The following is a 25574-nucleotide window of genomic DNA, read 5'->3' as shown; positions in this document are numbered from 1 at the left end:
TTTTAATTCTCCTTAATTTCTGTTCTACCTTGTAAGGCATTTTGATTATTACCAGTTTCATCATATTCCATTAATTTATTATTATGTTCTATTTCTTTGGCTTGCATTTTATCTTGTCATGCTTCTATTTTTTCTAAATATTTTGCTGCTTCTAATTCATCAATATTTTCATATTCAGTAATTGCTCTTATTGGTTCCATTGTGCCATTATCTAATCTAGCAGTAATTAATTCATTTTGTCGCATTTGATCTACTAAACTAGCACTAACAAAATCAAAACCATAAGGTCTTTCACCAGTACCATCTCATAAACCGTAATATTTTAAAACGGTATCAAACACTTTTGTATAATATTGCTTACGATATGCTTGTAAATATGCTTGTTTTTCTAAATCTTTGGTTTTAGTTAATAAAGATTGTGTTTTATTTTGGTCATTATCTGATTTATCACCAAAAGGACTAGAAAAATGACATGCTAAATATACTTGTTCAATAATTGCTTTTTGGTCTTCCGTATATGTTTCTAAGGTTGGTGTTCCTTGTACTACTTGTAAAGATTGAGATAATTGACCATCTACGGCTGATTGACCTGATTGAATAAAAATATCATCAAAAGCATCTTGTAATACTTTTTTATTACCTTTGTTATAAGCAGTCATTAAATCATCATCTAATATTCCATATCAATGAGTACGATTTGCTCATCTTTCTTTTGATTTAATATTAAAACTATCTTCTAAATCAAATTGTAATTTATAACAATTTGCCATTGTAGGTAATGGGTTTAATGTAGTTGATGTTGATAAAAATAACGGATTAGGTTCATTAATCATTTCTCAAAAAGGAACTACGCCTAATTTATTTTTAAATTCTTGTACTAAAACAGGTTTAACATCATCTTTAATTTGTGTTTTACTTTGTCCAACAACTACTTCATTATTTTTAGGTCAACCTTTAATAACTATTTTATCTTTGGTACAAATTAAATTTAAAATAAAACCACTATCTGATTGATGATAATTTAATCAAATATCAGCACCTTGTTCAATTTCGTTTATTTTACTTACACGAGATGTAAAGTTAAAAGGATTAATTCATAAATCAATATTGCCATCTGATGTTTCTAATAAACCAAAAATAGTTTTGCCCATTAAACTTGCTGTTAATTCATTTTTATCTAATTTTTCTTTTATTTTATAAGTTTCATATCATCAATTTAATTTTTCTAAAATGTCTTTACGATGAGACTTAAATAAAATATCTTTACCATTAACTAATCGCATTTGATGACGAGCAATAATATTGGCTAAATTAATAGTTCAATCATAATTATAAAATTTTAAAACACTATTAATATCATTTAAGTTTGTTAAACTAGGAAAAGTATTATTCATTGTTATTTTGCTCCTTTAATTTTAAAATAAGTGCATAATTAATAATATTTACTGTTAATAAACTAGGTTCATTTGCTAAAACTTGTACACATACTTTAACTTTTTGATATTTCTTAATATATTCGTTATATAAATTTAATTTACATATTGCGATATTATCTTTATTTAATTCTTGACAAAGTCTTTTTTTAACTTGTCCACAAACAGACATATATGGTCTTTTTGCATTAATTACTCTTTCATCGTGTATTACATAAATATCTTTTTTCATTAAGTTATTCACTCCCTTTGTTGTCATAATTTATAATCTGCTGAACTATTATGTTTAACCATTGGTACTAATTCAAAGTGTAAAGCATAAAAATCACTATCAAATGTGTCATCATATAAATCTAACATTCGTTCTTCTCTTGCATCGGGCTTATCTTCTCATTGAATTAATTCATATTGGGTTTTACTTACAGGACATTTTTCTCATAATCATTTTAATTGATTAGTATTTATTAACATTGTAAATGCCTCAATACGATGTTTTATTTTAAACTTCTGCTTTTGTGCTGGTTTAAAATTTATGTATTGACCAAAAGTATAATTATATTTCTCTCGGTTTAAACTTTCTAATGTTGCATAAGCACTGTCATCAACATTAATTGATATTCCTTGTTGTATTAAATTAAAGTATTGGTTTAATTGATTGTTGTAAAACTCTAAAATATCTTTAACTTGTTCTAATGGTCCTTTAAATTGTTGCGTAGCATTTGAGTGTGCATATTCTGCTACTTTATAGGCTTTTTTATCAAATGAATTATATATTCAAAAACTCGCTGCTGTTGTATGCCCTTTGGGGCTAGTAGAGTTTGCTAAGTCAACACCACCTAATAACTTAGTTGGTTGAATAATATCTGTTGCTTGCATAATATCAAGATATCTTGCAAAGATTGACCCACTAGTATTACCAGGCAATCCTCAACTCCATACTCTTGCTCTTTCAATATCTAATTGTTCTAATCTTAATTGTTCATTAACTTTATTTTGTGGTAATTCATAATTAAGTCTTCAACTAGAATAATGAATAATAATTTTCATATTTCATTTTTCGATATAATTAATTTGTTCATATTTACTACGCATTATTTCTTCATTAAAAGGCATTAATTCATTACAATAACCAACAATATATCTTTTTAAACTTTCAGGGTTACATGTATTAATTGTTATTTTATTTTGATACCCACGAATAGCAAATTCTAAATCACTTAAATCTTTTTGTTGAAATTGGTCACATTCTTCTCTTCAATCAATTACTAATTTATATTTATTCAAATCAGCAAAAGCTTTTAATTTTTCTTTCCGGCTTGGTGAATGTAAACCTTTACAATATATTTTGCTACCATTTGATAAAGTAAAAGTAAAATTTGATAAGTTAATAGTATAAGGAATATGATTTTCATCTAACATATTTCAGATATTTTGAAATACACTATCTTTTAAATCCTTACTTCAATACATACTAGCAATGATACAAATTGGTTCTTTAATTAATAAACTAATTTTTAATAATTCACCAAACATTTTAATATTTGAAATAGTCTTACCACTATATCGTGTTCCAATTTGATTAATTTCATTAACTAACTTATATTTTTTAGCAAAGGGATATTTATTACCAATACTACTATTTTGTAATAATCAATAAGGAGTTTCTAACAAATAAGTAAAATGATTAAGCATTATTATCACTTTCTTTTTTAATATCTCTAATATCAGTTTGTAAATTAACAATTATTGGTTGCTGATTATTTAAGTTTAATTCTTTTTCAAGTTCTTTTTCTTGCAGTGAATATTTATAATTAAATGCACGCTGTCAATATAATTTAGCACCATCAGGTGTTTTCATCATAAAATTAATTATTTCACTTTCAATTCTATCAACTTGTTTTTCAAGTAAAGGAACTATCTTTTCGCTCTTGTAATTTTCGTGCTTTCATCTGTTAGAAAGATTGAATTCATTGGTTAAATCATTCAAAGTATATGGTTTATTGGGTGATTTATTTTCTCAAAATTGCTCTATTTTACGATAAAAAGTTGCCAAACTTGCTTTATTTGGATTAAATTCTTTCATTTTTTACTCCTTTTTGCATACTAAAATTGCTATTATTTAATGAATATGATTAAATAAAAGAGTAAATAAAAACTATGAAAGAACCATCGCGGTTCTTTTTATTATTTATATTTTACATCAAAATAAAAAAAAGTAAATTACTTTACTTTTTATTTTAGTATACAAGCATATAGAGATAAATTGGAGCTTGTTACAATATAATTATATAATTAATAATATATTTGTCAATAATTTTAATTTAAAAAAATGTGAAAATTTATCTTTTTTATAAATTTAATGTATAACTATTTTTATAAAAGAATTGGAGGAAATATAGAGTAATGAAAGATTATACACATGTAAAATATGATGAACGAAGATTTTTTAAGGATTTATTTTTATCTGATAGTTGCAAAAAGAAAAATGGCACACTTAATTTATCTGAAATATCAAGACAAACAGGAAGAGATATTAATACTGTTAAAAGAGAAATTAATAGATTTACAAATATAGAAGATTATAATGCCCGTGAGGCACATGATGATTATTATAAAAAACGACAAAAGTGTATTAAAAAAATACCTACATTTACAGAAGAACAACAAGAATTTTTAAATTTACGATTTAATATTTTGGGTGATTCACCAGCAGAAATTATTCAGCGATTTTTAATAAAATTTGGTATCAAATTTCCTGCCTGTCTTAAAACATTTTATAAATGAATTTTTTTAGGTCTTTTGGGTTTGTTAAAGAAAAATTTATTAAATGGTGGTAGAAGAAATAGAACAAAGAAAAGACCTGATAATCGTGGGAAATTAGATGAAAGATTTAAATCAATATGAGATATTGAAAATAAAGAAAAAGATGTTGGTTGATTTGAAATGGATACCGTAGTTGGAAAAGAACATCAATCTAGTTGTTTAGTTTTGACAGAGAAATCAAGTAAAAAATACTTTGCTATGAAATTAGAAGAACATACTGCTAATGAAGTTTTAGAAAAACTTAAACATATAGTTAGAATTAATGGTTTAGTTGGAAAAATTAAAGGAATAATAACCGATAGAGGAAAAGAATTTAGTAAGTTTGAAGAAATGGAAAAGATTACTGGTTCTAATGTTTATTTTTGTGACCCTGCTTCGCCTAATCAAAAACCATTAATTGAAAGACTAAACCGTGAATTTAGAAAACGATATGGTAGGGGGACAGATTTTAATCTTGTTACGCAACAAGAAATAGATTTAGTAGTCGATATTATAAATGAAAAATTAAGGCCCGTTCTTAATTGAAGAACTTCAAAAGAAGTATTTTTAGAGAATTTTAGATAAGTTTATTTGAAAAATTTAATAAATTATTTTTCAGTGTGTTTAAATATGCCAAAAATAGGGTAAATTTAAAAATAATTTATTTTTTTAAAAAAATAGTTGCACTTCTTTTAAAAAGTGTTATTATTAAAATAACAAGAGATAAATTTGGAGCTTAGATTTACATAATACGAAGCGTATAATGTACGATGAAGCTCCAAAAAACAACTCTTGTTAGGGTTGTTTTTTTATTTGAAATAAAAAATCCCTAAAAGGAGGTAATGATAATTAAAAAACAAAAAATATGTGATGTTAATGATTGCTATAAAGCAGTATCATTCATTACCGAAGAATTTTTATCAAATAAAGTTTTATGAACTTGTGAAAAACATAAATATTTATTAAATAAAATAAAAGATAAAACACAAAAACAGTTTTATCAAAAACTAGAAAATTCAAAAATTATCTTTGATGATAAAACTGGTTCTTTTAAACTTTGATTTTATAAAACAACTTAATGCAGGGTGGAACAGTTATTTTAAATAACTAAGTGTTTTTTTCCACATAGGCGGTCTAGCCCAGCGGTAATCAGTCCGTAAATAATAGACGCTTTAACAAGCGATAGTCGTGATAAGTGCGGGGTCAACATCAAACGACAATAAATATTGAGATGGCCACTTTATAAATAAATTTGCGATAGATATTATCCCATTAGAGGATGACAGAGGTTTTAAAAACCACAAAGTCAGCATTAGGCTCTTCAAGGTGCAAGTGAATTTATTTTAAAAACTGAACGCTTTGACCTGAAATGGTGCGGATGAAGAGAGAGAATTCTCTGGCATTATCTTATAAAAACAACTGTCGATTATTAAACATTAAACAATAAAACATACCGCCACCGCTCACCCGCAGTGAAGCGGATGGCGTAGTAAATAAATAGATAAATACTTAATTATATAACTAACTCTCGCTTTGGCACTTTCACTTGGGAGTGAGTGCCAGCGAGTTAAAAATAGGAGGTAAATATGACAATCAAAAATCTAATATCAATATATATGTACAATGATTTTTGTATTAATATATTTGATAATAAAACAGGGCAAAAAGAAAATATTAATGATGATATTAATTTAATTAAAAATGAAGAAGCACATTTATTAAATCAAGAAATAACTTATTTTGATATTAAAGAACAAAAAGGAAGAAAATTAATAGAAATATTAATAGCAAAGAACGAGGTAAATTAGTATGTGAAAAGATGAAAATGGTTATGTTTATACTGAAGAAGATTTATTTAATATGGCATTAGAAGAATGTCATTCAGAAGAAAGTGCTTATGAATATATTGATAATTTAATTAATGAAATGGAATTAGAGGAAATTTAATTATGGCAGATTTAAAATTAAATAATGAAGTTAAAAATATTACGTATCCATTTTATTTAAAAGGAAATAATTTTAAAGAATTAAGTTTAAAAGCATTAACAATTAAAAAATGAATTGATGAAAATGGACAAGAATTAGCAGAATTTATATATCGACAACAAGCTTGATTAATAAATGGAGAATATAAATCACAATCACTAAAAGATTTAAAATTAGTAGTTTCAAAAATTGATTATATTTTTAGAGAACCATTAGAATTAATAAAATCTTTTAAAGATGAATTAAATTTTATTAGAAAAGATATTTTGAATTTAGAAAATAATATTAAGAATAATCATGATTCTTTAAAAAATAATGTTATTAATATTCAATTTCAAAAACAAAATGAAATTATTGAAACTCATAAAAAAGAACAATTTTTAGAAATTAAAAGTGTAGCAAAACAAGAGCAAGAATTAAAAATTATTACTAGTAATTTTCGGAAAGAAAAATTATTAATTAAAGATATTGAGGTTATTGGTATTAATGATGATTTTTTACAAAATGCTGATAAATTAGAACTTATTAATCTTATTAAAAATTATTTAGTTGTTGATGAACAAATTGTTAAAAATGAAATTAAAGATCAGTGAGATAGTAATAAAGATATTAATTTAATTGGGGTTAAAGGTATTAATTTTAAAATAAATAAAGGAGAAAAATAATATGGCAAATATTGTTGAATTTTTAAGAACAGATAAAGCAACAGAATGAATAAAAAGTAAATTTTCTAATGAAAATGAAATTGCAAGATTTAAAAGTAATATAGTTGCAATATCAAATAGTAATGAATTATTACAAAAAGCAGATCCAAAAACAATTATGACTGCTTGTTATCAAGGAGTTTTATTAAATTTACCAATGGAAAAACAATTTGGTTATGCTTATGTAGTTCCATATAATACTAAAATAACAAGAATTATTAACGGTCGCGAAATCCAAGAATGAATTAATCAAGCTCAATTTCAAATAGGTTATAAAGGTTATATTCAATTAGCACAAAGAAGTGGTCAATATTTAGATATGTCAGTATCAGATGTTAGAGAAAATGAATTAGTAAATTATGATCGTTTAAAAGGAACTAGTTTTAATTGAATTCAAAATGAAGATGAAAGAGAAAAATTACCAATTATTGGTTATGTAGCATACTTTAAAATGGTTAATGGTTTTGGAAAAACTTTATATATGACCAAAGAACAAATGGAAAATCATTTTATGAAATATTCTAAAACTTATGCTAAAAATAAATCATTTTATATTGCTAGTTTTGATGAAATGGCATTAAAAACAGTATTAACATCTTTATTAAGAAAATGAGGTATTATGTCTGTTGAATTACAACAAGCTTATAAATCAGATCAGGCAGTTATTACAACTAATGATGAAAAGATTTATATTGATAATGATAGCAATATAAGCATAAATAAGGGTCAAATTAGTAATGAAAATATATCAAGTGAAGAAGTGACAGATAATAATTTAGTTAAAGAAGAAGATATATCAAATGTAGTGCCAACAATTAATAATAACAACGATGAGGAATGAGCCACTTGATAAAAATAGGTATTGACCCATCAGGAACAGGTACTACTGCTATTGTTATTTATGAAGATAATAAATTAATTGAAAAATTAGAATTTACAAATAAAAATTGAAAAGAACAATATGAATTTATTAATGATAAATTGTTTGATTATGAAGAAAAAATTAATATTGAAGATTGTTTATATACATCTGCTAATGCTAGTAAAGATAGAGATGATTTATTAAGATTATTAGGAGCATTATCTGTTTATAAATATTTTATTAATTGAGTATCACCAAAAAATACTAAATCAGTTGTTAAAAATATGGAAAATTTAAGTAAATATAATGATAGTTGTATATGAAAATTTGATAAAGATACTAATTTAACTTATCAATATGGTAAAGGTTGATTTTATAATAATGAAAAAATAAGTAATCATTTACGAGATGCAATTATTATTGCTAATTATGAAAGTTAATATTATGAAACATTCATATAATCAAAAAACAGGAAAGTATTATTCTTGTCAAATTCGTAATGTTAATATTTACTTAAATAAAAATGAAGAAAAAGTTTGAAATGAATTTAATAACTTTACTTATTCGCAACGAATTGAATATCTTATTAACTTTTATATAACACATTATAAAGGAAATAAAGAATATGAATAATTATATTTTATGTTATCGATCTGAACAAGGTAATCGCCCTTGTAAAAACCCTCGTGGTGAATATATAATTGGGATTGATAAACAAGATGTAGATATTAATTCAACTGAATACTGAGAATATTATAAAAATAATTATGGAAAAAATAATTTAGTTATTTGTAAAGTTAAAAATTTAGACTTAATATTAGAAAATAAAAAATAACCAATTAAGGTTATTTTTTTTAAATACTATTTGTTAGTTTTTTAATAGCATCTTTTTGTGCTTGTTTTTTGTCATTTACTTTAACTTGTTTTTTAACATTTTTAATTTGACCTGTTTTTAATGCTAATTCTGTTGCATAATCAGGTCCTCGTAAATGTTTTTCGTGAGCAATAACAGCAGTTCTTAATTCTCTAATTTCTGCTTTATATTTTTTAATTTTTTTAGCAGATAACCCTAGAATACCAAGACTACCCATTCCTCCTGCGCCAGCTAACACAAGTAAAGCAATTACTATTTCATTACTAATTTCCATTTTTATATTTCCTTTCTTATTCTTACTAAAACAGTGGCCATCCATTCTTTCAGAACAAAATAATTTATAAATTAAACTATATAACCACCCAAAAATATCAACCGCCCCTATATATAGTTTATTTTAAATTTAATTCTTTGTTATTTTCTTCTTGTTTTTTAGTATATTCATCTTGCATATTTTTAAATATTTCTTCTGTTATACCATCCAAATTATTTCATTGTTTTGCTATTCTTGGTTGAATAACACGCGGATTAATACGGCAGTTCAAACAATGTCTTAAATGGTCTTTTTTTCATTTTGATTTATCAATTCAAATAATAATTAAAGAAATTATTAAAGTAATTAAAGGTAAAATTGTAAATACTAATCCCATTTTAGATATTTTTAATCGTGGAATATCAATTTTCATATCTACTTTTGGTTTACTACTAGCAACAAATATACCTTGAATTCCATATGTAAATAAAGGTGTTAGTAAAATAGCAATTCCATTACCTCAATATTGTCCATAATTATATCAATTAATATTATCTTTTATTGCATTAATCATGCCATATTCTAATCAACAATTTAATGCTAAAAATATCAATGTATAAAAACTAACTACTCAACTACGAATTTTATATTTTCTTTCTCATTCTCTAATATCTTTATGATTTCAATTATAAGTTGGAATAGGGTCTTTTTTAAATCAATTTCAAGGTAAGGCACCCTTTAATCAAGTTGTTTTATTTTGTTTCATTAATTAAAAATCCTTTCTAAATTAATTTTCTTTTAATTGTTAAATCTTTAATAACAATATTATTTGTATCATTTGAAATTGAGCCATCTTGCTTAATTGTTATTCTTTTATAAGAATTATCTGCTAAAAATGAAAATATTGATTTTTGTGATATTGTTTCAAAATAATATGTTACAAATTTATTAGCAGATGCATAATCTGTTATTGAAATTGATATTTTATAGTAATATTTTATTAAATCATAATCTGGAATTTTAAATGTTAATTTTTCGTTTGCTTCTGGATAATTAATTAATTCTCAATCATTACCAGTATTAATAGATATATCACCATTCCCCAATAATGAATTACCATTAATAGTTTTAATATTTGTACCACTTATTAATTTATCTTGTTTTAAATCTGAAACTTCAATCTCATCATTATCATTTTTAATGATAGTTTTATTATCAATTTTTATATCAGTACCACTACTTTGTTTTGCTTTTCAGACATTATTTTCATAATAAATCGTATTATTATCAAAGGGAACTATTAATTTAATACACTCATTATAATCAATTTTAGAAAAATCATTAATAGTAGGATAAGTAATATTTATTGAATTATCAGTTTGTAATCGTTCTTTTAATCAAAATAATAATGTTGGATAAAAAGTTTTTTTACTAATATGCTTATATTCTTCTTCTCATGGATGAGCATAATTATCTAAACTATAATTATAAGGTCTAGATACTGTTTTACTAGATATAATATCAATAATTTCACCCGCTAATTTTAAAGCATTTTTAACATCACGAGTAATATTTTCATTTGCTTCTGGGTCATTAGTTTGTGAATAAGCAACTCCACCTTGTGAAAATGAAGCACTACCAGTTAAATCATTAACTCCTTTTGGTAAATATCAATTTATAACTGCTAATAAACAAGCAGATTGAATATAACTTAATCATTTATCATATTCAATTAAACCAGTATTATCTTTTTTTACTCAAGGAAACAAATCTTTTTTATTAATTTTATCTGAAATTGTTCCACCTGATAATCTATCCATTCATAAACTAGTTTTTAAAATAGCATTATAAATTAAATTATCATTATAAGCAGATTGTTTACGATCATTAATAGGTTGTCAAAGTTTACTTGCTTTAACATCTTCAACTGTTATAAATAACAAATTACTTAAATTATTTTCCATATAAAACACCCCTTAATTGATTACGATATTTATTTTTTAAATTATTTGGTTTATAACTATTAACCTTTCTTTTGGTTTTATTAATTGCTTTAATAGATTTATTAACCTGATAAAATTTATTTTTAACTGGTGTTTTATATAAATTCTTAATATTTTTAACATCACTTCGGCGTTCTCGATATCATTTTTTATTATTAATTTCACCAGCAAAATTAAAATTAAAATGTCCAATCTTTAAATTATTAATAAACTTTTTAATTTGTTGTAATTTTTGAACTGTTGGTAATGTTAATTTAGTAGTTCCTTTGGGATATTTTTCTTTTAATGCTTGTGGTAATCGTTTTTTAATATAATTTCTTAAATGACTAGGTAATCATTTTCTTAATCAATAACGCCAAAATAAAGTCCCTGCATTAGAAACAGCATTACTTAATAATTTTCATATTTCAACTGGAACACTAGGATAAACATATGGACCATAAAATTTTGGATGTTTTGCTGTTTTTGTATATATTAAAATAGTTAAATTACCTGTTAAAGTTAACTTATTTGTAATATTAAACATACCACTATCAAGTCAACTACTATTTAAAGGCTGTCAATTAGTATTTAGATAATTTTCATTTTTAAATTGTTCTCTATTTTGAATATTATTATCTTTTTCTAATTGACTTAATATTTGTTGTATTTCTTTTTTATGACCTTTTTTAATTAAATCTAAATAAGTAAAAGGATTTAATCATTGATAAATATCTTCAACTTTACTTGTAATTTTATTATATTTATCAGTAATATAATTAATTGGTTTTAATATTTTATTTTGAACTTGATTAACTCTATTAATTAAATTTACAAATTTACTTATTAAAGGTTTATTTTCTAAATTAGATACTAATAAAGTTAAAACGCGTAATATTAGTAAATTCATTGTTTATTAAGAATTTTTAATTACAACATCAATGGGGTTTGTTTGACCAGTAGCATTGTTTTTACCTTCAATTTGAACTTCAACAGTTTTGTCATTTTTAATATTAATTGGTCAATCTTCACCCCTAGCTTCAATAAAGTAATCATAATCATTTTCTGTTAAAAAATTATTTACCGCTTTTACTGATTTTAAAACAACATCTTTAAATTGTGGTTTTAATTGTTCTGCTGTTGTTTGAGTTGGATCGTCAACATGAATAGTTGGTTTATCTAATTTATTAATCCCACTAATATCAATTTTATTTGATGATGGAATTACATAATCAACAGGAACTCTAAATGTTTTATTAAGATTACTTTTAGCAGTATTAATTTCATCTTGGGTTGGCGCTTTTTCTAAAATAATTTTACATGTTTTTGGATATAAAATTGTTGGTGTTGCATATTGTACTTTACCAATTCATTTAGGGTTAGCAGTATCATTATCTAAAACTTGTTGAATAGTATCCATATTAATTGGATAAGCTCATACTTGTTTATTAATAATTAAACCATTTACATTAGTAAAATTATAACCTTTATCACGGTTAACTTGTCCTTTTGTATATGTTTTTTCTAAATGAAAACTTTTAGATACAGGAATACCCATTGCGGTATTTTCATATAATTCACCATTAACCATTGCTTTTAATTGGGCTTGTGAACCAATCACTTTTAAATACGCAGGTGTTAATCCTAAATAGGCTCTACGACCTAAAACCATAAACATTTTATCAGTTGGCAATCCAAAATATAAATTACTAATTTGATTTGTTAATTCAATCAAAGTTTCATTTAATGTAAAGAATGCCTTATTTGCATCATCAGCATTTTCTGCTGTATAACTACGAAATGGAATTACTTCATATTGACCATCTGCTAAACAATAATCATAAATAGCCTGAATTAATTCACATTCTAAATTAACAAATTTATTTTGTACAACACTAGAAATAGCATCAGCAATAACACCATTTTTAATATTTTGTTCTATTAATGCTAAGTCAAAAGCCTCATTCATTAATTTTAAATTAAATCTCTTATCAATCGGAACTGGAATTCTTGTTAATCCCATTGTTTGAGTTGCCCCACCATTTGGTAATGAATAATCATCTTGTCATACCACACGATGAGTTAAATTATATAGTGCTTGTCCTGCATTAGGTAATCAAGCAACTTGTTCTGCGGTTGCAGTAGCATACTGCATAATACTTGCATATTCATTATATAAAGGTCCACGCAATAAAGCATTAACCATATCAACATAGGCTTTTTGACCTGTTGTGTTACCTTGTAATGTAAAAGGTACTTGTGGCAAATTAATTGTTGCCATAATTTCACTCCCTTATTATCTAAGGTTTTTAAGTGTATAATCAGTTAATTTTTTAATTTCTTCTGGAGTATATGCTCCTTTTTCTTTAATAGTTTCAATTTCATCATTTTTATTTTCAACCGATTTTTCAATCATTTCTTTAATTAAATTAGTTGGTGAAACTGATGGTTGTTCTTCAACAAACAAATCAGGTTTTAATTCTTTTAAAGTTTGCATTTTTTCAGATAAAGAACTACCACTAACTTTTTCTAAATTAATTTCTTTAATTTTGTCGAAAACTCTTGATATTTATAAAATATACCTAAAATTAGGTATATTTTTAATATATAGAGGTAAATAAATGATGAAAAAAATAATTACAGAATTAATAAATAGCTTAACAGATGATCAATTTTTAGAATTTTATGAAAAAATAAAACAACAAGCAGACTTAATTAAAAAACAAAAACGTTTAAATGAAATTGATCAAAAATTTAGAGATAAAGGCATTATATGTCCTAATTGCAAATCTTTTCATTGTGTTAAAAATGGTCATAATTCCGAAGGAAAACAAAAATATTTATGTAAAAAATGTCGTGCTAGTTTTGATGCATTTCGTCATCATTTTACTTATTGAAGTCATTTAAATTATGAACAGTGAAATTTATTAATTCAAATTTCATTGTTAGGACAATCTAGTAAAATAATTTCTCGTTTTATTAAAACAACCCCAAAAACCGCTTGATATAATCGACAAAAATTAATGCAATCAAAACAATTAGAAAATACACAGTTAAAATTTAAAAAATTAAATGTTCAAATCCAAATGGATGAAACATTTATTAAAGAAATTCATAAAGGCAATTTTAAAGATAAATTTGATAAACGAAAAACTCATCTCGATCCATTTTCAACTGATACCAAATGCTGTATTCAAATGGCAGTTGATAGCAATAATAATATTTTTGTTCAATCCACCAATACCAAAAGATTACAAAAACAATGGATTATTGAAAATATGAATAAGCAACTAATTAAAGAAAAATCAATAATTATTTCTGATATGCAACCACTATATTTATTAGTAGCAAAACAAACAAATTCTACTCTATATTCCACCAAAACTAGTACAAACCCTGATACTAGTTATCAAAAGTTAAATAAGATTAGTAAATTACAATCCAGTCTTAAAGAAGCCTTAATTCATTATCATGGTTTGGGTTTCACTAATATTCAAAATTATTTAAAGCTCTGAAAATGAAAATACCAACACAAAGGTTTAACACCAAACCAACAATCAACGGTATTATATTTTAACGTTTAAAAAATTTAAAGCAAAATCATAATCTTACACAAAATTAGTTTTCAAATTGTCATATTGATGATTTTTTTTATTTCATCAAGAGTTTTCGACAAAATTAAAGATTTGGATTAAATTCTTTCATTTTTTACTCCTTTTTGCATATTAAAATTGCTATTATTTAATGAATATGATTAAATAAAAGAGTAAATAAAAACTATGAAAGAACCATCGCGGTTCTTTTTATTATTTATATTTTACATCAAAATAAAAAAAAGTAAATTACTTTACTTTTTATTTTAGTATACAAGCATATAGAGATAAATTGGAGCTTGTTACAATATAATTATATAATTAATAATATATTTGTCAATAATTTTAATTTAAAAAAATGTGAAAATTTATCTTTTTTATAAATTTAATGTATAACTATTTTTATAAAAGAATTGGAGGAAATATAGAGTAATGAAAGATTATACACATGTAAAATATGATGAACGAAGATTTTTTAAGGATTTATTTTTATCTGATAGTTGCAAAAAGAAAAATGGCACACTTAATTTATCTGAAATATCAAGACAAACAGGAAGAGATATTAATACTGTTAAAAGAGAAATTAATAGATTTACAAATATAGAAGATTATAATGCCCGTGAGGCACATGATGATTATTATAAAAAACGACAAAAGTGTATTAAAAAAATACCTACATTTACAGAAGAACAACAAGAATTTTTAAATTTACGATTTAATATTTTGGGTGATTCACCAGCAGAAATTATTCAGCGATTTTTAATAAAATTTGGTATCAAATTTCCTGCCTGTCTTAAAACATTTTATAAATGAATTTTTTTAGGTCTTTTGGGTTTGTTAAAGAAAAATTTATTAAATGGTGGTAGAAGAAATAGAACAAAGAAAAGACCTGATAATCGTGGGAAATTAGATGAAAGATTTAAATCAATATGAGATATTGAAAATAAAGAAAAAGATGTTGGTTGATTTGAAATGGATACCGTAGTTGGAAAAGAACATCAATCTAGTTGTTTAGTTTTGACAGAGAAATCAAGTAAAAAATACTTTGCTATGAAATTAGAAGAACATACTGCTAATGAAGTTTTAGAAAAACTTAAACATATAGTTAGAATTAATGGTTTAGTTGGAAAAATTAAAGGAATAATAACCGATAGAGGAAAAGAATTTAGTAAGTTTGAAGAAATGGAAAAGATTACTGGTTCTAATGTTTATTTTTGTGACCCTGCTTCGCCTAATCAAAAACCATTAATTGAAAGACTAAACCGTGAATTTAGAAAACGATATGGTAGGGGGACAGATTTTAATCTTGTTACGCAACAAGAAATAGATTTAGTAGTCGATATTATAAATGAAAAATTAAGGCCCGTTCTTAATTGAAGAACTTCAAAAGAAGTATTTTTAGAGAATTTTAGATAAGTTTATTTGAAGTAATTTAATAAATTATTTTTCAGTGTGTTTAAATATGCCAAAAATAGGGTAAATTTAAAAATAATTTATTTTTTTAAAAAAATAGTTGCACTTCTTTTAAAAAGTGTTATTATTAAAATAACAAGAGATAAATTTGGAGCTTAGATTTACATAATACGTCTCGTATAATGTACGATGAAGCTCCAAAAAACAACTCTTGTTAGGGTTGTTTTTTTATTTGAAATAAAAAATCCCTAAAAGGAGGTAATGATAATTAAAAAACAAAAAATATGTGATGTTAATGATTGCTATAAAGCAGTATCATTCATTACCGAAGAATTTTTATCAAATAAAGTTTTATGAACTTGTGAAAAACATAAATATTTATTAAATAAAATAAAAGATAAAACACAAAAACAGTTTTATCAAAAACTAGAAAATTCAAAAATTATCTTTGATGATAAAACTGGTTCTTTTAAACTTTGATTTTATAAAACAACTTAATGCAGGGTGGAACAGTTATTTTAAATAACTAAGTGTTTTTTTCCACATAGGCGGTCTAGCCCAGCGGTAATCAGTCCGTAAATAATAGACGCTTTAACAAGCGATAGTCGTGATAAGTGCGGGGTCAACATCAAACGACAATAAATATTGAGATGGCCACTTTATAAATAAATTTGCGATAGATATTATCCCATTAGAGGATGACAGAGGTTTTAAAAACCACAAAGTCAGCATTAGGCTCTTCAAGGTGCAAGTGAATTTATTTTAAAAACTGAACGCTTTGACCTGAAATGGTGCGGATGAAGAGAGAGAATTCTCTGGCATTATCTTATAAAAACAACTGTCGATTATTAAACATTAAACAATAAAACATACCGCCACCGCTCACCCGCAGTGAAGCGGATGGCGTAGTAAATAAATAGATAAATACTTAATTATATAACTAACTCTCGCTTTGGCACTTTCACTTGGGAGTGAGTGCCAGCGAGTTAAAAATAGGAGGTAAATATGACAATCAAAAATCTAATATCAATATATATGTACAATGATTTTTGTATTAATATATTTGATAATAAAACAGGGCAAAAAGAAAATATTAATGATGATATTAATTTAATTAAAAATGAAGAAGCACATTTATTAAATCAAGAAATAACTTATTTTGATATTAAAGAACAAAAAGGAAGAAAATTAATAGAAATATTAATAGCAAAGAACGAGGTAAATTAGTATGTGAAAAGATGAAAATGGTTATGTTTATACTGAAGAAGATTTATTTAATATGGCATTAGAAGAATGTCATTCAGAAGAAAGTGCTTATGAATATATTGATAATTTAATTAATGAAATGGAATTAGAGGAAATTTAATTATGGCAGATTTAAAATTAAATAATGAAGTTAAAAATATTACGTATCCATTTTATTTAAAAGGAAATAATTTTAAAGAATTAAGTTTAAAAGCATTAACAATTAAAAAATGAATTGATGAAAATGGACAAGAATTAGCAGAATTTATATATCGACAACAAGCTTGATTAATAAATGGAGAATATAAATCACAATCACTAAAAGATTTAAAATTAGTAGTTTCAAAAATTGATTATATTTTTAGAGAACCATTAGAATTAATAAAATCTTTTAAAGATGAATTAAATTTTATTAGAAAAGATATTTTGAATTTAGAAAATAATATTAAGAATAATCATGATTCTTTAAAAAATAATGTTATTAATATTCAATTTCAAAAACAAAATGAAATTATTGAAACTCATAAAAAAGAACAATTTTTAGAAATTAAAAGTGTAGCAAAACAAGAGCAAGAATTAAAAATTATTACTAGTAATTTTCGGAAAGAAAAATTATTAATTAAAGATATTGAGGTTATTGGTATTAATGATGATTTTTTACAAAATGCTGATAAATTAGAACTTATTAATCTTATTAAAAATTATTTAGTTGTTGATGAACAAATTGTTAAAAATGAAATTAAAGATCAGTGAGATAGTAATAAAGATATTAATTTAATTGGGGTTAAAGGTATTAATTTTAAAATAAATAAAGGAGAAAAATAATATGGCAAATATTGTTGAATTTTTAAGAACAGATAAAGCAACAGAATGAATAAAAAGTAAATTTTCTAATGAAAATGAAATTGCAAGATTTAAAAGTAATATAGTTGCAATATCAAATAGTAATGAATTATTACAAAAAGCAGATCCAAAAACAATTATGACTGCTTGTTATCAAGGAGTTTTATTAAATTTACCAATGGAAAAACAATTTGGTTATGCTTATGTAGTTCCATATAATACTAAAATAACAAGAATTATTAACGGTCGCGAAATCCAAGAATGAATTAATCAAGCTCAATTTCAAATAGGTTATAAAGGTTATATTCAATTAGCACAAAGAAGTGGTCAATATTTAGATATGTCAGTATCAGATGTTAGAGAAAATGAATTAGTAAATTATGATCGTTTAAAAGGAACTAGTTTTAATTGAATTCAAAATGAAGATGAAAGAGAAAAATTACCAATTATTGGTTATGTAGCATACTTTAAAATGGTTAATGGTTTTGGAAAAACTTTATATATGACCAAAGAACAAATGGAAAATCATTTTATGAAATATTCTAAAACTTATGCTAAAAATAAATCATTTTATATTGCTAGTTTTGATGAAATGGCATTAAAAACAGTATTAACATCTTTATTAAGAAAATGAGGTATTATGTCTGTTGAATTACAACAAGCTTATAAATCAGATCAGGCAGTTATTACAACTAATGATGAAAAGATTTATATTGATAATGATAGCAATATAAGCATAAATAAGGGTCAAATTAGTAATGAAAATATATCAAGTGAAGAAGTGACAGATAATAATTTAGTTAAAGAAGAAGATATATCAAATGTAGTGCCAACAATTAATAATAACAACGATGAGGAATGAGCCACTTGATAAAAATAGGTATTGACCCATCAGGAACAGGTACTACTGCTATTGTTATTTATGAAGATAATAAATTAATTGAAAAATTAGAATTTACAAATAAAAATTGAAAAGAACAATATGAATTTATTAATGATAAATTGTTTGATTATGAAGAAAAAATTAATATTGAAGATTGTTTATATACATCTGCTAATGCTAGTAAAGATAGAGATGATTTATTAAGATTATTAGGAGCATTATCTGTTTATAAATATTTTATTAATTGAGTATCACCAAAAAATACTAAATCAGTTGTTAAAAATATGGAAAATTTAAGTAAATATAATGATAGTTGTATATGAAAATTTGATAAAGATACTAATTTAACTTATCAATATGGTAAAGGTTGATTTTATAATAATGAAAAAATAAGTAATCATTTACGAGATGCAATTATTATTGCTAATTATGAAAGTTAATATTATGAAACATTCATATAATCAAAAAACAGGAAAGTATTATTCTTGTCAAATTCGTAATGTTAATATTTACTTAAATAAAAATGAAGAAAAAGTTTGAAATGAATTTAATAACTTTACTTATTCGCAACGAATTGAATATCTTATTAACTTTTATATAACACATTATAAAGGAAATAAAGAATATGAATAATTATATTTTATGTTATCGATCTGAACAAGGTAATCGCCCTTGTAAAAACCCTCGTGGTGAATATATAATTGGGATTGATAAACAAGATGTAGATATTAATTCAACTGAATACTGAGAATATTATAAAAATAATTATGGAAAAAATAATTTAGTTATTTGTAAAGTTAAAAATTTAGACTTAATATTAGAAAATAAAAAATAACCAATTAAGGTTATTTTTTTTAAATACTATTTGTTAGTTTTTTAATAGCATCTTTTTGTGCTTGTTTTTTGTCATTTACTTTAACTTGTTTTTTAACATTTTTAATTTGACCTGTTTTTAATGCTAATTCTGTTGCATAATCAGGTCCTCGTAAATGTTTTTCGTGAGCAATAACAGCAGTTCTTAATTCTCTAATTTCTGCTTTATATTTTTTAATTTTTTTAGCAGATAATCCAAGAATACCAAGACTACCCATTCCACCAGCACCCGCTAATACAAGTAAAGCAATTACTATTTCATTACTAATTTCCATTTCTTTATTTCCTTTCTTATCCTTACTCAAACAGTGGCCACCCATTCTTTCAGAACAAAATAATTTATAAATTAAACTATATAACCACCCAAAAATATCAACCGCCCCTATATATAGTTTATTTTAAATTTAATTCTTTGTTATTTTCTTCTTGTTTTTTAGTATATTCATCTTGCATATTTTTAAATATTTCTTCTGTTATACCATCCAAATTATTTCATTGTTTTGATATTCTTGGTTGAATAACACGCGGATTAATACGGCAGTTCAAACAATGTCTTAAATGGTCTTTTTTTCATTTTGATTTATCAATTCAAATAATAATTAAAGAAATTATTAAAGTAATTAAAGGTAAAATTGTAAATACTAATCCCATTTTAGATATTTTTAATCGTGGAATATCAATTTTCATATCTACTTTTGGTTTACTACTAGCAACAAATATACCTTGAATTCCATATGTAAATAAAGGTGTTAGTAAAATAGCAATTCCATTACCTCAATATTGTCCATAATTATATCAATTAATATTATCTTTTATTGCATTAATCATGCCATATTCTAATCAACAATTTAATGCTAAAAATATCAATGTATAAAAACTAACTACTCAACTACGAATTTTATATTTTCTTTCTCATTCTCTAATATCTTTATGATTTCAATTATAAGTTGGAATAGGGTCTTTTTTAAATCAATTTCAAGGTAAGGCACCCTTTAATCAAGTTGTTTTATTTTGTTTCATTAATTAAAAATCCTTTCTAAATTAATTTTCTTTTAATTGTTAAATCTTTAATAACAATATTATTTGTATCATTTGAAATTGAGCCATCTTGCTTAATTGTTATTCTTTTATAAGAATTATCTGCTAAAAATGAAAATATTGATTTTTGTGATATTGTTTCAAAATAATATGTTACAAATTTATTAGCAGATGCATAATCTGTTATTGAAATTGATATTTTATAGTAATATTTTATTAAATCATAATCTGGAATTTTAAATGTTAATTTTTCGTTTGCTTCTGGATAATTAATTAATTCTCAATCATTACCAGTATTAATAGATATATCACCATTCCCCAATAATGAATTACCATTAATAGTTTTAATATTTGTACCACTTATTAATTTATCTTGTTTTAAATCTGAAACTTCAATCTCATCATTATCATTTTTAATGATAGTTTTATTATCAATTTTTATATCAGTACCACTACTTTGTTTTGCTTTTCAGACATTATTTTCATAATAAATCGTATTATTATCAAAGGGAACTATTAATTTAATACACTCATTATAATCAATTTTAGAAAAATCATTAATAGTAGGATAAGTAATATTTATTGAATTATCAGTTTGTAATCGTTCTTTTAATCAAAATAATAATGTTGGATAAAAAGTTTTTTTACTAATATGCTTATATTCTTCTTCTCATGGATGAGCATAATTATCTAAACTATAATTATAAGGTCTAGATACTGTTTTACTAGATATAATATCAATAATTTCACCCGCTAATTTTAAAGCATTTTTAACATCACGAGTAATATTTTCATTTGCTTCTGGGTCATTAGTTTGTGAATAAGCAACTCCACCTTGTGAAAATGAAGCACTACCAGTTAAATCATTAACTCCTTTTGGTAAATATCAATTTATAACTGCTAATAAACAAGCAGATTGAATATAACTTAATCATTTATCATATTCAATTAAACCAGTATTATCTTTTTTTACTCAAGGAAACAAATCTTTTTTATTAATTTTATCTGAAATTGTTCCACCTGATAATCTATCCATTCATAAACTAGTTTTTAAAATAGCATTATAAATTAAATTATCATTATAAGCAGATTGTTTACGATCATTAATAGGTTGTCAAAGTTTACTTGCTTTAACATCTTCAACTGTTATAAATAACAAATTACTTAAATTATTTTCCATATAAAACACCCCTTAATTGATTACGATATTTATTTTTTAAATTATTTGGTTTATAACTATTAACCTTTCTTTTGGTTTTATTAATTGCTTTAATAGATTTATTAACCTGATAAAATTTATTTTTAACTGGTGTTTTATATAAATTCTTAATATTTTTAACATCACTTCGGCGTTCTCGATATCATTTTTTATTATTAATTTCACCAGCAAAATTAAAATTAAAATGTCCAATCTTTAAATTATTAATAAACTTTTTAATTTGTTGTAATTTTTGAACTGTTGGTAATGTTAATTTAGTAGTTCCTTTGGGATATTTTTCTTTTAATGCTTGTGGTAATCGTTTTTTAATATAATTTCTTAAATGACTAGGTAATCATTTTCTTAATCAATAACGCCAAAATAAAGTCCCTGCATTAGAAACAGCATTACTTAATAATTTTCATATTTCAACTGGAACACTAGGATAAACATATGGACCATAAAATTTTGGATGTTTTGCTGTTTTTGTATATATTAAAATAGTTAAATTACCTGTTAAAGTTAACTTATTTGTAATATTAAACATACCACTATCAAGTCAACTACTATTTAAAGGCTGTCAATTAGTATTTAGATAATTTTCATTTTTAAATTGTTCTCTATTTTGAATATTATTATCTTTTTCTAATTGACTTAATATTTGTTGTATTTCTTTTTTATGACCTTTTTTAATTAAATCTAAATAAGTAAAAGGATTTAATCATTGATAAATATCTTCAACTTTACTTGTAATTTTATTATATTTATCAGTAATATAATTAATTGGTTTTAATATTTTATTTTGAACTTGATTAACTCTATTAATTAAATTTACAAATTTACTTATTAAAGGTTTATTTTCTAAATTAGATACTAATAAAGTTAAAACGCGTAATATTAGTAAATTCATTGTTTATTAAGAATTTTTAATTACAACATCAATGGGGTTTGTTTGACCAGTAGCATTGTTTTTACCTTCAATTTGAACTTCAACAGTTTTGTCATTTTTAATATTAATTGGTCAATCTTCACCCCTAGCTTCAATAAAGTAATCATAATCATTTTCTGTTAAAAAATTATTTACCGCTTTTACTGATTTTAAAACAACATCTTTAAATTGTGGTTTTAATTGTTCTGCTGTTGTTTGAGTTGGATCGTCAACATGAATAGTTGGTTTATCTAATTTATTAATCCCACTAATATCAATTTTATTTGATGATGGAATTACATAATCAACAGGAACTCTAAATGTTTTATTAAGATTACTTTTAGCAGTATTAATTTCATCTTGGGTTGGCGCTTTTTCTAAAATAATTTTACATGTTTTTGGATATAAAATTGTTGGTGTTGCATATTGTACTTTACCAATTCATTTAGGGTTAGCAGTATCATTATCTAAAACTTGTTGAATAGTATCCATATTAATTGGATAAGCTCATACTTGTTTATTAATAATTAAACCATTTACATTAGTAAAATTATAACCTTTATCACGGTTAACTTGTCCTTTTGTATATGTTTTTTCTAAATGAAAACTTTTAGATACAGGAATACCCATTGCGGTATTTTCATATAATTCACCATTAACCATTGCTTTTAATTGGGCTTGTGAACCAATCACTTTTAAATACGCAGGTGTTAATCCTAAATAGGCTCTACGACCTAAAACCATAAACATTTTATCAGTTGGCAATCCAAAATATAAATTACTAATTTGATTTGTTAATTCAATCAAAGTTTCATTTAATGTAAAGAATGCCTTATTTGCATCATCAGCATTTTCTGCTGTATAACTACGAAATGGAATTACTTCATATTGACCATCTGCTAAACAATAATCATAAATAGCCTGAATTAATTCACATTCTAAATTAACAAATTTATTTTGTACAACACTAGAAATAGCATCAGCAATAACACCATTTTTAATATTTTGTTCTATTAATGCTAAGTCAAAAGCCTCATTCATTAATTTTAAATTAAATCTCTTATCAATCGGAACTGGAATTCTTGTTAATCCCATTGTTTGAGTTGCCCCACCATTTGGTAATGAATAATCATCTTGTCATACCACACGATGAGTTAAATTATATAGTGCTTGTCCTGCATTAGGTAATCAAGCAACTTGTTCTGCGGTTGCAGTAGCATACTGCATAATACTTGCATATTCATTATATAAAGGTCCACGCAATAAAGCATTAACCATATCAACATAGGCTTTTTGACCTGTTGTGTTACCTTGTAATGTAAAAGGTACTTGTGGCAAATTAATTGTTGCCATAATTTCACTCCCTTATTATCTAAGGTTTTTAAGTGTATAATCAGTTAATTTTTTAATTTCTTCTGGAGTATATGCTCCTTTTTCTTTAATAGTTTCAATTTCATCATTTTTATTTTCAACCGATTTTTCAATCATTTCTTTAATTAAATTAGTTGGTGAAACTGATGGTTGTTCTTCAACAAACAAATCAGGTTTTAATTCTTTTAAAGTTTGCATTTTTTCAGATAAAGAACTACCACTAACTTTTTCTAAATTAATTTCTTTAATTTTGTCGAAAACTCTTGATATTTATAAAATATACCTAAAATTAGGTATATTTTTAATATATAGAGGTAAATAAATGATGAAAAAAATAATTACAGAATTAATAAATAGCTTAACAGATGATCAATTTTTAGAATTTTATGAAAAAATAAAACAACAAGCAGACTTAATTAAAAAACAAAAACGTTTAAATGAAATTGATCAAAAATTTAGAGATAAAGGCATTATATGTCCTAATTGCAAATCTTTTCATTGTGTTAAAAATGGTCATAATTCCGAAGGAAAACAAAAATATTTATGTAAAAAATGTCGTGCTAGTTTTGATGCATTTCGTCATCATTTTACTTATTGAAGTCATTTAAATTATGAACAGTGAAATTTATTAATTCAAATTTCATTGTTAGGACAATCTAGTAAAATAATTTCTCGTTTTATTAAAACAACCCCAAAAACCGCTTGATATAATCGACAAAAATTAATGCAATCAAAACAATTAGAAAATACACAGTTAAAATTTAAAAAATTAAATGTTCAAATCCAAATGGATGAAACATTTATTAAAGAAATTCATAAAGGCAATTTTAAAGATAAATTTGATAAACGAAAAACTCATCTCGATCCATTTTCAACTGATACCAAATGCTGTATTCAAATGGCAGTTGATAGCAATAATAATATTTTTGTTCAATCCACCAATACCAAAAGATTACAAAAACAATGGATTATTGAAAATATGAATAAGCAACTAATTAAAGAAAAATCAATAATTATTTCTGATATGCAACCACTATATTTATTAGTAGCAAAACAAACAAATTCTACTCTATATTCCACCAAAACTAGTACAAACCCTGATACTAGTTATCAAAAGTTAAATAAGATTAGTAAATTACAATCCAGTCTTAAAGAAGCCTTAATTCATTATCATGGTTTGGGTTTCACTAATATTCAAAATTATTTAAAGCTCTGAAAATGAAAATACCAACACAAAGGTTTAACACCAAACCAACAATCAACGGTATTATATTTTAACGTTTAAAAAATTTA

The 25574-nt window shown here is 24.1% G+C and carries 36 protein-coding genes; 20 read left to right on the top strand and 16 right to left on the bottom strand.

All coding sequences use genetic code 4. The features are described from left to right. Positions 1–2 precede the first annotated feature (2 nt). Genes AACK91_RS11405 through AACK91_RS11390 form a run of 4 tightly spaced genes read right to left on the bottom strand, consistent with a single transcriptional unit; the run spans position 3 to position 3516 of the window. Positions 3–1394, bottom strand: a complete 1392-nt coding sequence (locus AACK91_RS11405) for a hypothetical protein (protein WP_338966541.1) — start codon at positions 1392–1394, stop codon at positions 3–5. Then, positions 1387–1665, bottom strand: a complete 279-nt coding sequence (locus AACK91_RS11400; RefSeq protein ID WP_338963203.1) for a hypothetical protein — start codon at positions 1663–1665, stop codon at positions 1387–1389. The genes AACK91_RS11405 and AACK91_RS11400 overlap by 8 nt, the downstream gene beginning before the upstream one ends. Next, entirely contained in the window at positions 1665–3125 is a 1461-nt protein-coding gene (locus AACK91_RS11395; RefSeq protein ID WP_338966540.1) for a PBSX family phage terminase large subunit, read from the bottom strand. Before AACK91_RS11395 ends, AACK91_RS11400 begins: the two co-directional genes overlap by 1 nt. After that, entirely contained in the window at positions 3118–3516 is a 399-nt protein-coding gene (locus tag AACK91_RS11390) for a hypothetical protein (RefSeq protein WP_338966539.1), read from the bottom strand. Before AACK91_RS11390 ends, AACK91_RS11395 begins: the two co-directional genes overlap by 8 nt. 320 nt (positions 3517–3836) lie before the next feature. Between AACK91_RS11390 and AACK91_RS11385 the strand changes: the two genes are divergently transcribed. The 9 genes from AACK91_RS11385 (at position 3837) to AACK91_RS11345 (ending at position 8622) form a co-directional block, all read left to right on the top strand. Further along, positions 3837–4820: an IS30 family transposase gene (locus tag AACK91_RS11385; RefSeq protein WP_338963366.1), complete on the top strand. Its 984-nt coding sequence runs from the start codon at positions 3837–3839 to the stop codon at positions 4818–4820. A 257-nt stretch (positions 4821–5077) separates the two neighbouring features. Then, positions 5078–5314 (top strand): hypothetical protein, encoded by a 237-nt coding sequence (locus AACK91_RS11380; protein ID WP_338963409.1) that lies wholly within the window; start codon positions 5078–5080, stop codon positions 5312–5314. A gap of 507 nt (positions 5315–5821) precedes the next feature. Further along, on the top strand, positions 5822–6043 hold the full coding sequence (locus AACK91_RS11375) for a hypothetical protein (RefSeq protein WP_338963241.1): 222 nt from the start codon (positions 5822–5824) through the stop codon (positions 6041–6043). 1 nt (position 6044) lies between these two features. After that, complete coding sequence (locus AACK91_RS11370) at positions 6045–6182, top strand: hypothetical protein (protein WP_338963239.1); 138 nt, start codon at positions 6045–6047, stop codon at positions 6180–6182. 2 nt (positions 6183–6184) lie between these two features. After that, a complete protein-coding gene (locus tag AACK91_RS11365) occupies positions 6185–6886 on the top strand; it encodes a hypothetical protein (RefSeq protein ID WP_338963237.1) in 702 nt (233 codons plus the stop codon). Position 6887: 1 nt separating this feature from the next. Further along, positions 6888–7778: a recombinase RecT gene (locus AACK91_RS11360; protein ID WP_338963407.1), complete on the top strand. Its 891-nt coding sequence runs from the start codon at positions 6888–6890 to the stop codon at positions 7776–7778. Continuing rightward, positions 7763–8227 carry a hypothetical protein gene (locus tag AACK91_RS11355; protein ID WP_338963404.1) on the top strand — a complete coding sequence of 155 codons (465 nt, stop codon included), beginning with the start codon at positions 7763–7765 and terminating at the stop codon, positions 8225–8227. Before AACK91_RS11360 ends, AACK91_RS11355 begins: the two co-directional genes overlap by 16 nt. Before the next feature lie 4 nt (positions 8228–8231). Beyond that, positions 8232–8420, top strand: coding sequence for a hypothetical protein (locus tag AACK91_RS11350; protein ID WP_338963402.1), 189 nt, complete (start codon positions 8232–8234; stop codon positions 8418–8420). Next, positions 8413–8622, top strand: coding sequence for a hypothetical protein (locus tag AACK91_RS11345; RefSeq protein ID WP_338963231.1), 210 nt, complete (start codon positions 8413–8415; stop codon positions 8620–8622). The genes AACK91_RS11350 and AACK91_RS11345 overlap by 8 nt, the downstream gene beginning before the upstream one ends. Before the next feature lie 19 nt (positions 8623–8641). Here AACK91_RS11345 and AACK91_RS11340 read toward each other — a convergent pair whose 3' ends face one another. The 6 genes from AACK91_RS11340 to AACK91_RS11315 all read right to left on the bottom strand — a co-directional run bounded on the left by AACK91_RS11340 (position 8642) and on the right by AACK91_RS11315 (position 13393). Continuing rightward, positions 8642–8980, bottom strand: coding sequence for a hypothetical protein (locus AACK91_RS11340; RefSeq protein ID WP_338963229.1), 339 nt, complete (start codon positions 8978–8980; stop codon positions 8642–8644). Between the two features lie 73 nt (positions 8981–9053). Beyond that, positions 9054–9680, bottom strand: a complete 627-nt coding sequence (locus AACK91_RS11335) for a hypothetical protein (RefSeq protein WP_338966537.1) — start codon at positions 9678–9680, stop codon at positions 9054–9056. 16 nt (positions 9681–9696) lie between these two features. Then, the gene (locus tag AACK91_RS11330) at positions 9697–10878 is read right to left on the bottom strand and encodes a hypothetical protein (RefSeq protein WP_338963396.1); all 1182 of its coding nucleotides are present in this window, start codon (positions 10876–10878) and stop codon (positions 9697–9699) included. Next, complete coding sequence (locus tag AACK91_RS11325) at positions 10868–11806, bottom strand: hypothetical protein (protein WP_338963223.1); 939 nt, start codon at positions 11804–11806, stop codon at positions 10868–10870. Before AACK91_RS11325 ends, AACK91_RS11330 begins: the two co-directional genes overlap by 11 nt. Before the next feature lie 6 nt (positions 11807–11812). Further along, a complete protein-coding gene (locus AACK91_RS11320; RefSeq protein ID WP_338963393.1) occupies positions 11813–13177 on the bottom strand; it encodes a hypothetical protein in 1365 nt (454 codons plus the stop codon). A gap of 15 nt (positions 13178–13192) precedes the next feature. Further along, complete coding sequence (locus AACK91_RS11315) at positions 13193–13393, bottom strand: hypothetical protein (protein ID WP_338963390.1); 201 nt, start codon at positions 13391–13393, stop codon at positions 13193–13195. A gap of 124 nt (positions 13394–13517) precedes the next feature. Between AACK91_RS11315 and AACK91_RS11310 the strand changes: the two genes are divergently transcribed. The 10 genes from AACK91_RS11310 (at position 13518) to AACK91_RS11265 (ending at position 19708) form a co-directional block, all read left to right on the top strand. Next, positions 13518–14480, top strand: a complete 963-nt coding sequence (locus tag AACK91_RS11310; RefSeq protein ID WP_338963388.1) for an IS1/IS1595 family N-terminal zinc-binding domain-containing protein — start codon at positions 13518–13520, stop codon at positions 14478–14480. 441 nt (positions 14481–14921) lie between these two features. Beyond that, positions 14922–15905 (top strand): IS30 family transposase, encoded by a 984-nt coding sequence (locus AACK91_RS11305; RefSeq protein ID WP_338963366.1) that lies wholly within the window; start codon positions 14922–14924, stop codon positions 15903–15905. A 258-nt stretch (positions 15906–16163) separates the two neighbouring features. Continuing rightward, on the top strand, positions 16164–16400 hold the full coding sequence (locus AACK91_RS11300) for a hypothetical protein (RefSeq protein WP_338963409.1): 237 nt from the start codon (positions 16164–16166) through the stop codon (positions 16398–16400). A 507-nt stretch (positions 16401–16907) separates the two neighbouring features. Further along, on the top strand, positions 16908–17129 hold the full coding sequence (locus AACK91_RS11295) for a hypothetical protein (protein WP_338963241.1): 222 nt from the start codon (positions 16908–16910) through the stop codon (positions 17127–17129). Position 17130: 1 nt separating this feature from the next. Further along, positions 17131–17268 carry a hypothetical protein gene (locus tag AACK91_RS11290; protein ID WP_338963239.1) on the top strand — a complete coding sequence of 46 codons (138 nt, stop codon included), beginning with the start codon at positions 17131–17133 and terminating at the stop codon, positions 17266–17268. Between the two features lie 2 nt (positions 17269–17270). Then, on the top strand, positions 17271–17972 hold the full coding sequence (locus AACK91_RS11285; RefSeq protein ID WP_338963237.1) for a hypothetical protein: 702 nt from the start codon (positions 17271–17273) through the stop codon (positions 17970–17972). A 1-nt stretch (position 17973) separates the two neighbouring features. Next, positions 17974–18864 (top strand): recombinase RecT, encoded by an 891-nt coding sequence (locus tag AACK91_RS11280; RefSeq protein WP_338963407.1) that lies wholly within the window; start codon positions 17974–17976, stop codon positions 18862–18864. Next, positions 18849–19313: a hypothetical protein gene (locus tag AACK91_RS11275; RefSeq protein WP_338963404.1), complete on the top strand. Its 465-nt coding sequence runs from the start codon at positions 18849–18851 to the stop codon at positions 19311–19313. Before AACK91_RS11280 ends, AACK91_RS11275 begins: the two co-directional genes overlap by 16 nt. A gap of 4 nt (positions 19314–19317) precedes the next feature. After that, positions 19318–19506, top strand: a complete 189-nt coding sequence (locus AACK91_RS11270; RefSeq protein WP_338963402.1) for a hypothetical protein — start codon at positions 19318–19320, stop codon at positions 19504–19506. Next, positions 19499–19708: a hypothetical protein gene (locus tag AACK91_RS11265; protein WP_338963231.1), complete on the top strand. Its 210-nt coding sequence runs from the start codon at positions 19499–19501 to the stop codon at positions 19706–19708. Before AACK91_RS11270 ends, AACK91_RS11265 begins: the two co-directional genes overlap by 8 nt. A gap of 19 nt (positions 19709–19727) precedes the next feature. Here AACK91_RS11265 and AACK91_RS11260 read toward each other — a convergent pair whose 3' ends face one another. From AACK91_RS11260 to AACK91_RS11235, 6 genes are all read right to left on the bottom strand, one after another. Next, positions 19728–20066 carry a hypothetical protein gene (locus AACK91_RS11260; protein WP_338963400.1) on the bottom strand — a complete coding sequence of 113 codons (339 nt, stop codon included), beginning with the start codon at positions 20064–20066 and terminating at the stop codon, positions 19728–19730. A 73-nt stretch (positions 20067–20139) separates the two neighbouring features. After that, the gene (locus AACK91_RS11255) at positions 20140–20766 is read right to left on the bottom strand and encodes a hypothetical protein (protein ID WP_338963398.1); all 627 of its coding nucleotides are present in this window, start codon (positions 20764–20766) and stop codon (positions 20140–20142) included. Between the two features lie 16 nt (positions 20767–20782). Then, complete coding sequence (locus AACK91_RS11250) at positions 20783–21964, bottom strand: hypothetical protein (RefSeq protein ID WP_338963396.1); 1182 nt, start codon at positions 21962–21964, stop codon at positions 20783–20785. Next, positions 21954–22892: a hypothetical protein gene (locus AACK91_RS11245; protein ID WP_338963223.1), complete on the bottom strand. Its 939-nt coding sequence runs from the start codon at positions 22890–22892 to the stop codon at positions 21954–21956. The genes AACK91_RS11250 and AACK91_RS11245 overlap by 11 nt, the downstream gene beginning before the upstream one ends. Positions 22893–22898: 6 nt before the next feature. After that, positions 22899–24263 (bottom strand): hypothetical protein, encoded by a 1365-nt coding sequence (locus AACK91_RS11240; protein ID WP_338963393.1) that lies wholly within the window; start codon positions 24261–24263, stop codon positions 22899–22901. A 15-nt stretch (positions 24264–24278) separates the two neighbouring features. Continuing rightward, a complete protein-coding gene (locus tag AACK91_RS11235; RefSeq protein ID WP_338963390.1) occupies positions 24279–24479 on the bottom strand; it encodes a hypothetical protein in 201 nt (66 codons plus the stop codon). Between the two features lie 124 nt (positions 24480–24603). Between AACK91_RS11235 and AACK91_RS11230 the strand changes: the two genes are divergently transcribed. Further along, positions 24604–25566 carry an IS1/IS1595 family N-terminal zinc-binding domain-containing protein gene (locus tag AACK91_RS11230; protein ID WP_338963388.1) on the top strand — a complete coding sequence of 321 codons (963 nt, stop codon included), beginning with the start codon at positions 24604–24606 and terminating at the stop codon, positions 25564–25566. Positions 25567–25574 lie beyond the last annotated feature (8 nt).

Origin of the sequence: Spiroplasma endosymbiont of Sarcophaga carnaria (assembly GCF_964019595.1) — a bacterium.
Classification (GTDB): Bacteria; Bacillota_I; Bacilli_A; order Mycoplasmatales; family Mycoplasmataceae; genus Spiroplasma; species Spiroplasma poulsonii.
The sequence above is the reverse complement of the archived record's forward strand: the minus strand, read 5'-3'. Positions and strand labels throughout refer to the sequence as shown.